Origin of the sequence: Microbispora sp. NPDC088329 (assembly GCF_040685655.1) — a bacterium.
Classification (GTDB): Bacteria; Actinomycetota; Actinomycetes; order Streptosporangiales; family Streptosporangiaceae; genus Microbispora.
Genome location: NZ_JBFBIP010000016.1, coordinates 93,833 through 107,497, shown reverse-complemented (window position 1 = coordinate 107,497; position 13,665 = coordinate 93,833). Strand labels below are relative to the sequence as shown.

Genomic DNA, 13,665 nt, shown 5'->3' with positions numbered 1-13,665 from the left:
GGAACCTGTGATGATGGGCACATGGCTGTCCCACAGGTGACGTACGAGGACGTCGTCGCCGCGCGCGAGGCGCTGTCCGACGTGGCGGCGCTGACACCCGTCCTGCATTCACGGGTGCTGTCGGAGATCGTGGGCGGCCCGGTCCACCTGAAATGCGAGAACCTCCAGCGGGCCGGGTCGTTCAAGGTTCGCGGGGCGTACGTGCGGATCGCGCGCCTGAGCGAGGACGAGCGGGCCAGGGGGGTGGTCGCGGCCAGCGCGGGCAACCACGCGCAGGGCGTGGCGCTGGGCTCGTCGCTGGTCGGGGCCAAGTCGACGGTCTACATGCCCGAGGGCGCGCCGCTGCCGAAGGTCGAGGCCACCCGCGCGTACGGCGCGGACGTGGTCTTCGCGGGGCACACCGTGGACGAGGCGCTGCGGGCGGCCAGGGAGCACGCGGACCGGACCGGGGCGGTGTTCATCCACCCGTTCGACCACCCTGACGTGGTCGCCGGGCAGGGTACCGTCGGCCTGGAGATCCTGGAGCAGCTTCCCGGCACGGCGACGATCGTGCTGCCCATCGGCGGCGGCGGCCTCGCGGCGGGGGTCGCGCTGGCGGTGAAGTCCCAGCGTCCGGGGATCAAGGTGGTGGGCGTGCAGGCCGAAAGGGCCGCGGCCTACCCCGACTCGCTGGCCGCGGGCCGTCCTGTCATGGTCGAGCCCACGCCCACGATGGCGGACGGCATCGCGGTCGGGCGGCCGGGCGACCTGCCGTTCGAGCTGATCCACTATCTCGTGGACAGCGTCGTGACGGTCTCGGAGGAGTCGCTGTCGCGCGCCCTGCTGCTGTGCCTCGAACGCTCGAAGCTGCTGGTGGAGCCGGCCGGAGTGGCGGGGGTGGCGGCGCTGCTCGACCAGCCGCACGCGTTCGAGCCGCCGGTGGTCGTCGTGCTGTCGGGCGGCAACATCGACCCGCTGCTGCTGGCCAGGGTGCTGCGGCACGGCCTGGCGGCGGCGGGCCGCTACCTCGCCTTCCGCATCCGGCTGACCGACCGTCCCGGGGCGCTGGCCGCGCTGTTGGCCCGGCTGGCCGACCTCGGGGCCAACGTGCTCGACGTGGTGCACGAGCGCTTCGGCTCCCGCCTGCACCTGGAGGAGGCCGAGGTGCTGCTGCAACTGGAGACCCGCGGCCCCGCGCACTGCGACGAGGTGCTGAGCGCGCTGCGGCGGGACGGCTACAAGCTGCTGTTCTCCTGATTCCGCCGCCACCGGCCGCTCAGGTGACCGGAGCGGGACGCTTCGGCTGGAACAGCCAGGCGTCGAACAGCTCCTTGAGGTTCTTGCCCGAGACGCGCTCGGCCAGCGCGATGAACTCCTGCGTCGTGACGTTGCCGTATCTGTGGGCGTCGGTCCACGCCCTGATCAGCGGGAAGAACTTCTGGTCGCCGATCTCCTTGCGCAGGGCGTGCAGCGTCATCGCGCCGCGGTTGTAGACGGCGGCGCTGAACAGGTCGTCGGCGCGGGCCGTGCCCGGGGGATAGGCCCACATCGGGTCGGCCGCGTTCGCGTAGTAGCGCTGGAAGGCCGATTCGGCCGTGTACCGGCCGGTGTGCTCCGCCCACAGCCATTCGGCGTACGTCGCGAAGCCCTCGTTCAGCCACAGGTCCCGCCAGCGCGCGATGCTCACGCTGTCGCCGAACCACTGATGCGCGAGCTCGTGCGCGATGATCGCGGGCTCGGGGGAGAAACCGCCGTAGATGGGCTTGGTCTGGTTCTCCAGCGCGTACCCCGCCGCGTAGTCGTCGATCACGCCGCCCGTCGAGGAGAAGGGGTACGGCCCGAACACGCTCGACCAGTAGTCGGTGATCTTTCCCGTCTCGGCGAAGAGCTTGTCGAGCGAGCCGCGGAAGGAGTCGGCGACGGCGGCGTAGATCGGCAGGCCCTTGCCGCTCGTGCCGGTGCGGACCTGGAACTTCCCGGTCGTCATCGTGGCGAGGTAGCTCGCCATGGGGTGCTTCTCCCGCCAAACGAAGGTCGTCTTGCCCGCCTTCGTCTGCGGCGTCCCGTCCATCTCGCCGTTGGCGATCGCGGTCAGCCCTTCGGGAACGGTGATCTGGAAGTCGTAGGTCGCCTTGTCCGAAGGATGGTCGTTCGACGGGAACCACGTCTTCGCGCCGTTCGGCTCACACGTGACGAACGCGCCGTCCGGAGTGGAGATGAAGCCGTATCGGCCGAGGTTGGCGGAGTCGCGCATCGGTTCCGGCACACCGGAGTAGTCGACCGTGACCTCGAACGTGTCGCCGTCGGAAACCCGCCGGGCAGGCTCGATCACGAGCTCGTCCCGGCTGCGGCTGAACGAGGCCGCCGCGCCGTCCACCGTCACCCGGCTCACCGTGAGCCCGTGCAGGTCCAGGTCGAACGACGTCAGGTCCTGTACGGCCTTCGCACGGATCGTGGCGCTGCCCGCGAGCTTCCTGGTCGGCGGGTCGTACGACAGGCGGAGGCCGTAGTGCTGGACGTCGTAGCCGCCGTTGCCGTCGCTGGGGAAGTCGGGGTCGCCGATTCCCGGAGCGCCCGTGGTGGCTGCGGTGTTCATGGCGCCTGCGGTGTTCGTGGTGCCGTCGGCGCCGGGGGTGGCCCTCGACGTGCCCGCGTCCGCCGATGCCGGCGCGACCGCGCCCTGGGACGGAGTGCAGGCCGTGGCGGTCCCGACGGCCACGGCACAGATCAGCGCAGAGATCGTTCTGCCCCGGGCGCCGGTCGGCGTCGTGATCGGCGAGGGGAACGAAGGAAGACGATGCATGGACATATGTCTGGCAACTGTACGCGAGGCGGTGGCGTGGTCCGGGTAGTGACTCCGGATGTTTTCCCTGTTCGCGGGGGTCGCAGGGGGGTGCAGGGGGTCCGCGGGCGCGCGGAACTCACGCGTCCACCACGAGCGTCCGGGCCGCCTTGTCGTGCAGGGCCTGCTTCCTGCGGTCGAACAGGATCCACGCGAGGTTCACCACTCCGAGGCAGAACAGCCAGCCCAGCACGATCTCCACCGCCTGCCGCACCGCGATCGGCCCGGGACCGGCAGGCGCCCCGGTGTCGCGTACGACGCGCATGCCGAACAGCCGTTTGCCCACCGTCTGGCCGTTCCAGAACGACTGGAGCAGCCAGTAGTAGAGGAATCCGACGATCCCGGCGAGGAGGCCGCTGCCGACCGGGATTCTCGTCGCCGCCCCCGTCGTGCCGTCGTACACGACCCTCCAACTGTCCCAGGTGAGGAGCGAGGTGACGAGCCCGACGAGCACGGCGTCCACGATCCCGGCGAACAGGCGGCGCCAGCGGCCGGCGAGCCGCGGCGCCGTCTGCCCGAAGGGCGGGGGCGTCCAGGGAATCCTCGGTTCCTCGTACGGGTTTCCCGGAGGCGGCGGTGTTCCCATGGCTGAATGGTCACCCCGCCGGCCTTCGGTCAAAGCCGGGCGCGCGCAAAGGCTGGGGAGTGTCCGTCAAATGCTGCCCGTCGCGTCCCCCAGGCGGCGGAGCGCGGACAGGCGCCGTCCCGGACGCCGCGGGGCCTGATCCGCCGGACACCGAGCCGGGTCAGAGCGTGCCCCGGCGTTCCTGCTCGCGCTCGATGGCCTCGAAGAGCGCCTTGAAGTTGCCCTTGCCGAAGCCGAGGGACCCATGGCGCTCGATGAGCTCGTAGAAGACGGTCGGGCGGTCGCCCACCGGCTTGGTGAAGATCTGCAGAAGGTAGCCGTCCTCGTCGCGATCGACGAGGATGCGCCGCTTCTTCAGCTCCTCGACCGGCACCCGGACCTCGCCGATGCGGCCGCGCAGCTCCGGGTCGTCGTAGTAGGAGTCGGGCGTGTCGAGGAACTCGATGCCCGCCTCGCGCATCGTGTCCACCGTCGTGACGATGTCGTTGGTGGCGAGCGCGATGTGCTGCACGCCCGGGCCGCCGTAGAACTCCAGGAACTCCTCGATCTGGGACTTCTTCTTGCCCTCGGCGGGCTCGTTCAGCGGGAACTTGACCTTCCGGGTGCCGTCCGCGACGACCTTGGACATCAGCGCCGAATATTCGGTGGCGATGTCGTCGCCGATGAACTCCGCCATCTTGGTGAAGCCCATGACCTTCTCATAGAACTCCACCCACTCCTCCATGCGCTCGACGTTGCCCACACAGTGGTCGATCGCCTGGAAGAGCCGGCCGTTCTTCACGGCGGGCGGCGCGACGAGAGGCTCGGCCGAGACGTATCCGGGGAGGTACGGGCCGGTGTAGTTGGCGCGGTCGACCAGCGTGTGCCGGGTCTCGCCGTAGGTCGCGATGGCCGCGACCACGACCTTGCCGTGCTCGTCCTCGACCACGTGGGGCTCCTCCAGCCCCCGCGCGCCGCGCTCCAGCGCGTGGCGGTAGGCCGTCTCCACGTCCGGCACGTCGAGCGCGAGGTCGACGACGCCGTCGCCGTGCTCGGCCACGTGCCGGGCGAGCGGCGTGCCCGCGCGTACGGCTCCGCGCAGCTCGAACCGGGCCGAGCCCGACACGAGGACGTACGCCACCTCGTCGCGGCTGCCCGTCTCCGGCCCCCGATAGGCCACCAGGCGCATCCCGAAGGCGGTCGAGTAGTAGTGGGCGGCCTGCTTCGCGTTGCCGACCGCGAAGACCACCGCGTCCATGCCGTGAACCGGAAAGACATCGTTCATGCCCTCAACTGTCCGTTGGTGTGGCCAATTTGTGCAACAGTGACCTGATTCAGTGGACAATATGCTCAGTGATCGCTTCACGTAAGAGGAAATCGTTATGACGATTGACCACCTCGATGCCCGGCTCGTCGCCCTGCTGGCCGCCGAGCCCAGGATTGGCGTGCTCGAGTGCTCCCGCAGGCTGAACGTCGCCCGGGGGACGGTGCAGGCCCGGCTCGACCGGATGGCCGCGAAGGGGGTCATCACCGGCTACGGCCCGGACATCGACCCGGCCGCGCTCGGATTCGACGTGACGGCGTTCGTGACGTTGCACATCCGGCAGGTCGCGGGGCACGTGCCGGTGGCCGACCAGCTCGCGCTCATCCCCGAGGTCCTGGAGGTCCACACGATCACCGGCGGGGGAGACCTGCTCTGTCGCGTGGTCGCCCGCAGCAACGCCGATCTCCAGCGCGTGATCGACCTGATCGTGGACGTGCAGGGCGTCGTACGGACGGAGTCGGTGATCGCGCTCGACACGCCGGTGCCGTACCGGACTCTCCCGCTGGTCCGCGCGGCCGGGGGCTGACGCACGTTTTCCACAGGGTCCTTCCGTGGGTGAGGCTTTTCCACAGACGTCGCGGGAAGTGCCGGACCACCGATGGCCATCGTTTACCGTGGTCTCATCCGCCCAGCTCAGGGGGCACAAATGGGCGTATCGGGGGTATCGGACTTATCGGGGGTCACAGCGTGGACAGCGCCGAGGAGGGCCCGATCGAGGAGGGCGCCGTGGATCCGCGGGCGCCGCTCGGCGGCCCGAACGGGGGAGAAGGCGGCGGGGACGGCCGCGCGCCGCAGCCTCGCCGGCGAAGACGGCTGCCGCGCGTCCTGCTCGTGGGCCTGTCCGCCGGGATCGCCGGGCTCGTCGTGTTCCTCGCCGTGGTGTGGGCGCTGACCCCCATCCCGGACAGCACCCAGGAACTGGCGACGGCCCAGGGCTCGGTGATCTACTACCGGGACGGCAGGACGGTCCTCGCCAATGAGGGCGTCAACCGAAAGAACGTGCCGCTCACGCAGGTCCCGCAGGTCGTCAGAAGCGCGGTGATCGCAGCGGAGAACCGGACGTTCTACCAGGATCAGGGTGTCTCCCTGTCCGGTACGGCCCGCGCTCTGTGGTCGACGGTGACCGGACGCCAGCTTCAGGGCGGCTCGACGATCACCCAGCAGATGGTCCGCAACTACTACAGCGGTCTCGGTCAGGAACGCTCCATCGGGCGCAAGCTCAAGGAGATCATGATCGCGCTGAAGGTGGATCGTTCCAAGTCGAAAGACTGGGTGCTGGAGCGTTACCTCAACACCATCTACTTCGGCCGCGGGGCGTACGGCATCCAGGCCGCCGCGCGGGCCTACTTCGACAAGGACGTGCAGAACCTCACGGCGGCCGAGGGCGCCTACCTCGCCGCCGTGATCCAGCAGCCCACCCGGTTCGCCAACCCCACCGGCGCCGCGCTCGACGCGGTGAAGGCCAGGTGGGCGTCGGTGATCCAGGGGATGCGCGAGATCGGCGCGATCACCCGCGAAGAGGCCGGCGCGCAGGTGTTCCCCACCCTCGCCAAGCAGCGGGCGCCGCTGTCCCTCGGCGGCCAGAACGGCTACATGCTGGCGCAGGTGCGCGCCGAGCTGAACCGGCTCGGCTACACCGACGAGGACATCAACCACGGCGGCCTGAAGGTCACCACGACGTTCGACAAGAAACTGATGGCGCAGGCCCAGCAGGCGGTCAAGTCGGTCCTGCCGGACGACACCCCGAAGAAGGTCCGCACCGGCCTGGCGGCCGTCGATCCGGCGACCGGCGAGGTCGTCGCCTTCTACGGCGGGCGTTACGAGACCAACCAGTACGACAACGCCTTCTCCGCCAAGGTCCAGGCCGGCTCGACCTTCAAGCCCTACACGCTGGCCGCGGCGCTCGAGGCCGGATACGGCCTCGACACACTGGTCTACGGCAACTCCCCCATCCATATCGGCTCCGCCGACATCCCCAACTCCGGCGGCAAGTCGTACGGGCAGGCGATCACCCTGCTCCAGGCGACGCAGTATTCGGTCAACACCGCCTTCGTGGACCTCGCGCAGCGCATCGGCCTCGACAAGGTCGTGGGGGCGGCGCGGGCCGCCGGGATCCCCGCGGCGCAACTCGCCCCGCACCAGAGCGCCGCCACGCTGCCCCTCGGTGTGGCGTCGGTGAGCGCCGTGCAGCAGGCCTCCGGGTTCGCCACGTTCGCAGCCGGAGGCATCCACCACGAGGCCCACGTGATCCGTGCGGTCACCGACGGCACGGGACTCACCCGTAAGTTCGCCCCAGCCGGCACCCGGGCCTTCAGCGAGAACACCGCCGCCGACACCACGTACGCGCTGGAGCAGGTGGTGCGCGGCGGCACCGGCACGGCCGCGCAGCTGTGGGACCGCCCGGTGGCGGGCAAGACCGGCACCACCGACGAGTCGGCGGCGGTCTGGTTCTCCGGCTACGTCCCCCAGCTGGCCGTCGCGGTCGACATGTTCCGCGACGACAACAAGCCGGTGACCGTCCCCGGGTACGGCGAGCTGTACGGCGGCACGCTGCCGGCCGAGATCTGGAAGACCTTCATGAGCACCGCCATGGAGGGCAAGCCGGTCCGGGAGTTCCCCGACCCGGTCACCTGGAACCCTTACTACTGGGACACCTACGGCGTGGCCCTGCCCCAGCAGGACGGAGGGCCCACGGCCTATCCGTCGGGGCCCGCCGGATCGCCCATCCCGTACGGGCGGGGTGACGGGACCACGGTGCCCGGCACCGACGTGCCCGGCGTTCCCGGCGGGTCCACAGGCGCGGACGAGGAGCAGCAGAACCCGGCCGGCCAGGTCGGCGAGCCCGGTCCGAGAGGCGGCGCGAACGGCATCGCGGGCCCGGACGGAACCGGCGGCGTGACAGGCCTGACAGGCCCGGCGAGCACGGGCCGCGCCGGCGACACGGGTGCCCAGGATCCCGCCCGTGGCGCCGCCACCGAGACGGGGAACGCCAGATCCGACGCGAACACCACCGGCACGGGCGCGAGACGGCCTGGTCAGACAGAGCCGGGCGCCAGGCGGGCCGGTCAGACAGAGCCGGGCGCCAGGCGGACCGGCCAGGACGGTCAGGGTGATCAGCCCGGCCCGGCCGCGCAGATTCCCGGGCCTCAGCTCCCGGTCGCCCAGATCCCCGCCCGCTGACAGGCGGACGCCTCACACGCGAGCGTGACGTTCAGGCGAGGACCGGGAAGTTGCCGCGGAAGACGCCGTGGGGGTCGTGGCGGCGCTTGACGTCACGGAGGCGATCCAGCACGGCGGGGGTGAAGGCGTCGGCCACGCTCTCGCGGGGGTTGAGGAAGGTGAAGGGTTTACGCCCGCTGACGGGGAGGGCCTCGGTGAGCGCGCGCTGCCTGACCGTGATCGCCTCGGCCGTCGCCGGGTCGGCCGGGACGCCGAACAGGTAGAGCGCATACGGCTCGGCCAGCGGTCCGTGCGGGCTGTCGGACGGGCGGGTGAACGCGCCGCCCAGATGGCGGATCTGCACGCTCATCAGCGGAGCGATCGGATCGGCGAGCAGGGTCTTGGCCGTCGTGTCGTCCAGTCCGGTCAGCAGTTCGGCGCGTGAGAGGCCGGCGCCGGGATCGGTGGGCTCGGCGGTGATGCCGCCGATCTCGGAGACCGGCATGATCCGCCGGGTGTCCGACAGCGGCCGGGGAAGGCGGTCCAGGGGAGCCAGCAGGTCGCGAGCCTCGGACGTCTCGCCGAGGTAGGTGACGTCGACGGCGACCATGGGGTCGGCGCCCGGGAAGTGCAGCAGGTCCAGCCAGAGCGTCAACTCCGCGGGGGCGGTGGCGGTGATCCGCCGGTAGGCGTCCATCACGTCGGGCGCGTGCCCGGCCGGCCACAGCACCCGCCCGCCGTACAGTCGTGGGGCGGGGTGGAGGGACAGCTCCAGGGCGGTGACGATCGCGAAGTCGCCGCCTCCGCCGCGCAGGGCCCAAAACAGGTCGGGGTCGGCGCCGGGGGTGACGCGCCGCCGTCGTCCCTCGGCGTCGACGATGTCGAAGGCCGTGACGTTGTCGGCGACCCAGCCGTGTTTGCGGCCGAACCAGCTGAGCCCGCCACCGAGGGCGACGCCGGTGACGCTGACGACCGGAGAGCTGCCCGGCAGGCCGGTCAGGCCGTACGGCGCGGCGGCGGCCTGCAGCCGGCCCGAGGAGACGCCGGCTCCGACGCGGGCGCGCCGGGCGGCCGGATCGATCTCCACGGAGTCCAGCGGCCGGGTCCGCAACAGGACGGAGCCGTCGGTGCGGCCGGTCGCGCCGTGCCCGTTCGGCTGAGTGGCGACGGTCAACCCGGCGGCGCGGGCGTGCCGGACCAGCGCGGCGACGTCGTCGGCGTCGGCGGCCTCCACCACGGCCGCGACCGGTTGTTCGACGGCCAGGTTCCACGGACGGCGGGAGGCGTCGAAGCCGGGATCGCCGGCCAGCCAGACCCGGCCGCGTACGACGGAGCGCAGGGTGTCCAAAGCATTCATGATCATTTTCTTTCTGTGAGGCAGGTCAGCAGGCTTCCGCGGGGCCGAAGAAGGCCGTCTGATCGCCCGTGTACCAGGCGTTGTGGATGCGCATGCGGCATCGGCTGATCCCGTCGCAGATGAGAGAGATTGCGGAACGTGTCCCACTCTCGGGCGGAGCGGAAAGCCGATCAACGCGGTCCTGTGCAATGATCGTGAAGCCTGAGTTAACGATTGGGGTGTCATGCTGGAACGGCACGAGCTGGAGGCGTTCCTCACCCTCGCCGAGGAGCTGCACTTCGGCCGCACCGCCGAACGCCTGCGGGTGTCCACAGCCCGGATCAGCCAGACAATCGCCAAGCTGGAACGCCGCGTCGGCGTCCCGCTGTTCGCCCGCACCAGCCGCCGCGTGGAGCTGACCCCGCTGGGACGCAGGCTGCACGAGGAGGTGCGGCCCGCCTGGCGCCGGATCACCTCGGCGTTCGAGCAGGCCGTCGCCGAGGGCCGCGGCATCGTCGGCACCCTGCGCGTCGCCTTCGTCGGCGCCGCGGCCGGGCAACTGCTCGTCGGGGCGGCCGAACTCCTGCGGCGGCGCGAGCCCGGTTGCGACGTTCAGCTCCGGGAGGCGCAGATGGTCGATCTCATGCCCTGGCTGCGCGCCGGCGAGGTCGACGTCGCGCTGGGCACCTTCCCCATCGAGGAGCCCGGCATCGCCACCGGGCCGGTCCTGGCGTCGGAGGCGCGCATGCTCGCGGTGCCGTCCGGGCATCCGTTCGCCCGCCGGGAGTCGGTCTCCCTGGAGGACCTGGCCAGGGTGCCCCTGCTCCAGCTCCCCGGCACGCTCCCCGATTCCCTGCGAGGCGATCGGACCCCGCGCACCACGCCCTCCGGCCGGGTGATCGAACCGGGCCCCTCGGCCGCCACGTTCAACGAGATGCTCACCCTCATCGGCGCCGGCCGAGGAGTCTTCCCTGTCGGCGCGCAGGCCAAGCGCTATTACGCCCGTCCCGACGTCGCCTACATCCCGTTCAGCGACGCCCCGCCGCTGCGTTGGGGCCCGCTGTGGCGAACGGACAACCGCACCGCACGCGTCCGCGATTTCGTCCGGGCCGCGAGCGATCTGGTCGGCGGCCGCACCTGAGGACGGCCCGCCGCCGCTACCGGGCGAGCTCGGCGCGAAGCTCGGCGGGGGTGGTGACCGGCGCCCGGCAGGTGAACCTCCGGCACACGTAGGCGGCCGGCGAACCGTCGACCATGCCCCGCCCCTCCAGCAGCGGCACGTCCGCCGGGACGGTGCCGGATCGTCCCGTGCCCAGCGCGACGACCAGCCCCGGCGTGCCGGACATGAGGGCCGCACGATGCAGCGCGCGCGTGCGGGCGTCGTCGGCCGGGCCGACGATCGCCACCTCGGCCGGGCCGCGCAGCGCCGCCTCCGCCACCGCGAGGCCCCATCCGGCGAACCGGGCGTACCGCCCCGCCAGCGCGGAGACCGTGCCCAGCGCCGCCTCGGCCGCCTCCCGGTGCCGGGCCGAACCGGTGAGCGCGGCGTACGACAGCAACGCTCCCGCCGCCGTGAACTGACCCGACGGCGTCGCGTTGTCGGTCGGGTCCTGGGGCCGCTGGAACAGCCTCTCGCCGTCGTCGGGGGCGTCGTAGAAGCCCCCCGATCCGTCGGGGAAGCGGGTCAGCACGGTCTCCAGCAGGTCTGCGGCGCGGTGGAACCACCGGCTCTCGCCGGTGACGCCGTAGAGGGCGAGGAAGCCCTCGGCGGTGTTGGCGTAGTCCTCCAACATGCCGGCGTTGGCCCCCGCCCGGCCGTCGCGGGAGGTGCGCAGCAGCCGGGCCGGGCCGCGGCTCACCGTGTGCAGGTCGTCGAGCAGCACGGCCGTCTCGCGTGCGGCGTCGATCAAATCGGGCCGGTCGAACAGCGCGCCCACCTCGGCCAGGGCGGCGATCGCGAGCCCGTTCCAGGAGGCCACGATCTTGTCGTCCCGCCCGGGCCGTGGCCGCTGCTCCCGCGCGGCGCGCAGGGCCGTACGGACCCGATCGAACCGGGCCGGATCGTCGGGGTCGGCGAGAAGCTGCAGCACCGACATGCCGTGCTCGAACGTGCCGGTCACCTCGAACACCGAGGTGGCCCAGGCGGCGTCGTCCTCTCCGAGGACCTCGCGCAGCTGTTCCGGGGTCCAGACGTAGAACAGGCCCTCACCGTGGGTGCCGTCCGGCCCCTCGCTGTCGGCGTCGAGGGCCGAGGCGAAGGCGCCCTCGGGCGTGCGCATCTCCCGCAGCAGCCATTCGGCGGTCTCCAGGACCACGCGCCTGGCCAGGACCGAGCCGGACGCGCGCCACCAGTGGGCGTAGACCCGCAGCAGCAGCGCGTTGTCGTAGAGCATCTTCTCGAAGTGCGGCACGATCCAGTCGGCGTCGACCGAGTAGCGGGCGAAACCCCCGCCGAGCTGGTCGTACATGCCGCCCCTGGCCATCGCCTCCATGGTCGTCTCCGCCATGGCGACGGCCTCCCGGGTGCCGTGCCGCAGCAGGAACTCCAGAGCCATGGACGGGGGGAACTTCGGGGCCCCGCCGAACCCGCCCCGCCGCTCGTCGAAGCTCTCCGCGAGGTTCCGTACGGCAAGGTCGAGGGTCTCGGCGGTGGGCAACGGGCCCGACGGCGCCCCGGTGCGCTCCGCGAGCGCCTCCACCACCTTCTCTCCCTGGGCCAGGACGCCCTCCCGGTCCTGTCGCCAGGCCTGCGAGACGGCGTGCAGCAACCGCTGGAAGTGCGGCCGGGGGAAGTAGGTGCCGGCGTAGAACGGATCTCCGCCCGGCGTGGCGAAGACGGTCATCGGCCAGCCGCCCTGCCCGGTCATCGCCTGGACCGCGCCCATGTAGACGGCGTCCACGTCGGGCCGTTCCTCGCGGTCCACCTTGACGTTGACGAACAGTTCGTTCATCAGCTTCGCGGTGGCCTCGTCCTCGAACGACTCGTGTGCCATGACATGACACCAGTGGCATGCCGAATACCCCACGCTGATCAGCAGGGGGACGTCACGCCTGCGCGCCTCCGCGAACGCGTCCTCGCCCCAGGGGAACCAGTCCACCGGGTTGTCCGCGTGTTGCAGGAGGTAGGGAGAGGTCTCGCCGCCCAGCCGGTTCATGAAACCAGCCTCTCACACCGTCAGAAAAGGACGATGCGGGTAAGGACCCCCGGCGCAGCCGCCCCGGCCGGCGTGGGGAGGGGCGCGCGGGGGACGGCGGGGATGTGTTCCGGCGCGTCCCGGCGTAGGCTCACAGGACGTGGGCTTGAATCTGGACTTCGCTGTCAGGCACTCGGGACGTCCCGCGGCCGCCATGACGCGGCGCGACGTCGCACGGGTGCTGCTGGCCGTTCCGTCCGGGCAGGCCCTGGTCGCCCTTCCCGACCTGCGGCGGCAGCTGCTCGCGGCGGGCAACCCGCTGTCGCCCGCGTTCTGGGAGTCGGCCAAGGCCGTGCTGATGAGCATCGAGTCGGGCGTCGCGACGGTCGGCGACGTGCAGCGCTGGCTGGAGTCGAGCGGGACCGAGCCGATCATGCTCACCCGGAGCTACTTCCTGTGGCCGGAGGAGAGCGAGCGCGGCCCGGTGGCCACCGAGATGTACGAGCGGCTGGTCGAGTTCCTGGAGGAGCGGCTGGCGGCCGGGGAGATCGACGCGGACGCGCTGGCCGCAGGGGACCCCGACGCCCGGCACGCCTACGAGGAGCTCCAGGAGCGCTGGCTCGGCACCCCGTTGCCGGACGGCCGGGTGCCCAACGTCGTGGTCAACGACGAGCAGGACCAGGAGCTGTACGCCGCCTGGGACGAGGAGGAGGCGTACGCGCTGGGTGAGCTGCGGCGGCTGCTCGACGACCTGCCCGAGCCGCCTTTTCCGGCGGCCGATCTCCGCTCGGCGGCCCGGCGGCTGCGTGTGACGCTGACCCGTCCCGGCTACCCGGGCAACGTGCTGCGCGCCTGCGCCGGGCTGGAGCACGGCGAGCTGCCCGAAGGCGACGAGGACCTGTGGCTCACCGTCGCCGCCGGGATCGTCGCGCCGATCTCCGACCTTCCCGACGAGGAGGACGCCGCCCGGTTCTTCGACATGGAGGGCGAGCTCAGCCACGAGGACTCGATACTGGCCTCGTTGTGCGCCATCCACCACGCCGACTGGCTCGCGTCGGTGATCGCTCTGGTCCGGTACGGCCCCGGGGTGCTCGCCTCGCCCGAGCGGATCGCCCGGTTCATCGCCGACTCCGAGGACATCGACGTGGACCCGGACGAGCCTGAGGACCTGGAGGCGACGGAGATGCTGTTCACGGCGGTCACGCCGCTGTGGGCGCACCTCGGCATCGTGGACCGGGCCGAGGTGCTGACCCCGCTGGGCTGGTGGGGGCTGCCCAAGGCGCTGGAGCGAGCCTGGTCGTCCGGCCCCGCGCTGCCCGACTGAAC

General features: G+C 71.5%; 10 protein-coding genes. 5 read left to right on the top strand and 5 right to left on the bottom strand.

The genetic code is table 11. The features are described 5' to 3' along the window. The first annotated feature begins 21 nt into the window (after positions 1-21). Positions 22-1,236, top strand: coding sequence for a threonine ammonia-lyase (gene ilvA, locus AB0O28_RS26880; protein ID WP_363644762.1), 1,215 nt, complete (start codon positions 22-24; stop codon positions 1,234-1,236). A 19-nt stretch (positions 1,237-1,255) separates the two neighbouring features. Here the strand turns inward: ilvA and AB0O28_RS26875 are convergent, their stop codons facing one another. The 3 genes from AB0O28_RS26875 to hppD form a co-directional block, all read right to left on the bottom strand. Next, positions 1,256-2,782 carry a M1 family metallopeptidase gene (locus tag AB0O28_RS26875; RefSeq protein WP_363644760.1) on the bottom strand — a complete coding sequence of 509 codons (1,527 nt, stop codon included), beginning with the start codon at positions 2,780-2,782 and terminating at the stop codon, positions 1,256-1,258. A gap of 118 nt (positions 2,783-2,900) precedes the next feature. After that, positions 2,901-3,407, bottom strand: coding sequence for an RDD family protein (locus tag AB0O28_RS26870; protein ID WP_363644758.1), 507 nt, complete (start codon positions 3,405-3,407; stop codon positions 2,901-2,903). Positions 3,408-3,567: 160 nt separating this feature from the next. Next, positions 3,568-4,671 carry a 4-hydroxyphenylpyruvate dioxygenase gene (gene hppD, locus AB0O28_RS26865; RefSeq protein WP_363644756.1) on the bottom strand — a complete coding sequence of 368 codons (1,104 nt, stop codon included), beginning with the start codon at positions 4,669-4,671 and terminating at the stop codon, positions 3,568-3,570. A gap of 97 nt (positions 4,672-4,768) precedes the next feature. Between hppD and AB0O28_RS26860 the strand changes: the two genes are divergently transcribed. Together AB0O28_RS26860 and AB0O28_RS26855 are read left to right on the top strand one after the other, a co-directional pair. Then, positions 4,769-5,236 carry an Lrp/AsnC family transcriptional regulator gene (locus AB0O28_RS26860; protein WP_363644754.1) on the top strand — a complete coding sequence of 156 codons (468 nt, stop codon included), beginning with the start codon at positions 4,769-4,771 and terminating at the stop codon, positions 5,234-5,236. 161 nt (positions 5,237-5,397) lie between these two features. Continuing rightward, positions 5,398-7,890, top strand: a complete 2,493-nt coding sequence (locus tag AB0O28_RS26855; RefSeq protein ID WP_363644752.1) for a transglycosylase domain-containing protein — start codon at positions 5,398-5,400, stop codon at positions 7,888-7,890. 31 nt (positions 7,891-7,921) lie between these two features. On the opposite strand, the gene AB0O28_RS26850 is transcribed toward AB0O28_RS26855, so the two are convergent. Then, positions 7,922-9,226, bottom strand: coding sequence for an FAD-binding oxidoreductase (locus AB0O28_RS26850; RefSeq protein WP_363644750.1), 1,305 nt, complete (start codon positions 9,224-9,226; stop codon positions 7,922-7,924). A 223-nt stretch (positions 9,227-9,449) separates the two neighbouring features. On the opposite strand from AB0O28_RS26850, the gene AB0O28_RS26845 reads away from it, so the two are divergent. Further along, entirely contained in the window at positions 9,450-10,346 is an 897-nt protein-coding gene (locus tag AB0O28_RS26845) for a LysR substrate-binding domain-containing protein (RefSeq protein WP_363644748.1), read from the top strand. A 16-nt stretch (positions 10,347-10,362) separates the two neighbouring features. Here the strand turns inward: AB0O28_RS26845 and AB0O28_RS26840 are convergent, their stop codons facing one another. Further along, positions 10,363-12,360 carry a thioredoxin domain-containing protein gene (locus tag AB0O28_RS26840; RefSeq protein WP_363644746.1) on the bottom strand — a complete coding sequence of 666 codons (1,998 nt, stop codon included), beginning with the start codon at positions 12,358-12,360 and terminating at the stop codon, positions 10,363-10,365. Between the two features lie 139 nt (positions 12,361-12,499). On the opposite strand from AB0O28_RS26840, the gene AB0O28_RS26835 reads away from it, so the two are divergent. Next, the gene (locus tag AB0O28_RS26835) at positions 12,500-13,663 is read left to right on the top strand and encodes a hypothetical protein (protein WP_363644744.1); all 1,164 of its coding nucleotides are present in this window, start codon (positions 12,500-12,502) and stop codon (positions 13,661-13,663) included. The last annotated feature ends 2 nt before the right edge of the window (positions 13,664-13,665 follow it).

Bases quoted from the DNA above. Each gene is read 5' to 3' on its own strand.
- AB0O28_RS26860 (WP_363644754.1), top strand. From the start codon at position 4,769: ATGACGATTGACCACCTCGATGCCCGGCTCGTCGCCCTGCTGGCCGCC.
- ilvA (WP_363644762.1), top strand. From the start codon at position 22: ATGGCTGTCCCACAGGTGACGTACGAGGACGTCGTCGCCGCGCGCGAG.
- AB0O28_RS26875 (WP_363644760.1), bottom strand. From the start codon at position 2,782: ATGCATCGTCTTCCTTCGTTCCCCTCGCCGATCACGACGCCGACCGGC.
- AB0O28_RS26850 (WP_363644750.1), bottom strand. From the start codon at position 9,226: ATGAATGCTTTGGACACCCTGCGCTCCGTCGTACGCGGCCGGGTCTGG.
- AB0O28_RS26845 (WP_363644748.1), top strand. From the start codon at position 9,450: ATGCTGGAACGGCACGAGCTGGAGGCGTTCCTCACCCTCGCCGAGGAG.
- AB0O28_RS26870 (WP_363644758.1), bottom strand. From the start codon at position 3,407: ATGGGAACACCGCCGCCTCCGGGAAACCCGTACGAGGAACCGAGGATT.
- AB0O28_RS26840 (WP_363644746.1), bottom strand. From the start codon at position 12,360: ATGAACCGGCTGGGCGGCGAGACCTCTCCCTACCTCCTGCAACACGCG.
- hppD (WP_363644756.1), bottom strand. From the start codon at position 4,671: ATGAACGATGTCTTTCCGGTTCACGGCATGGACGCGGTGGTCTTCGCG.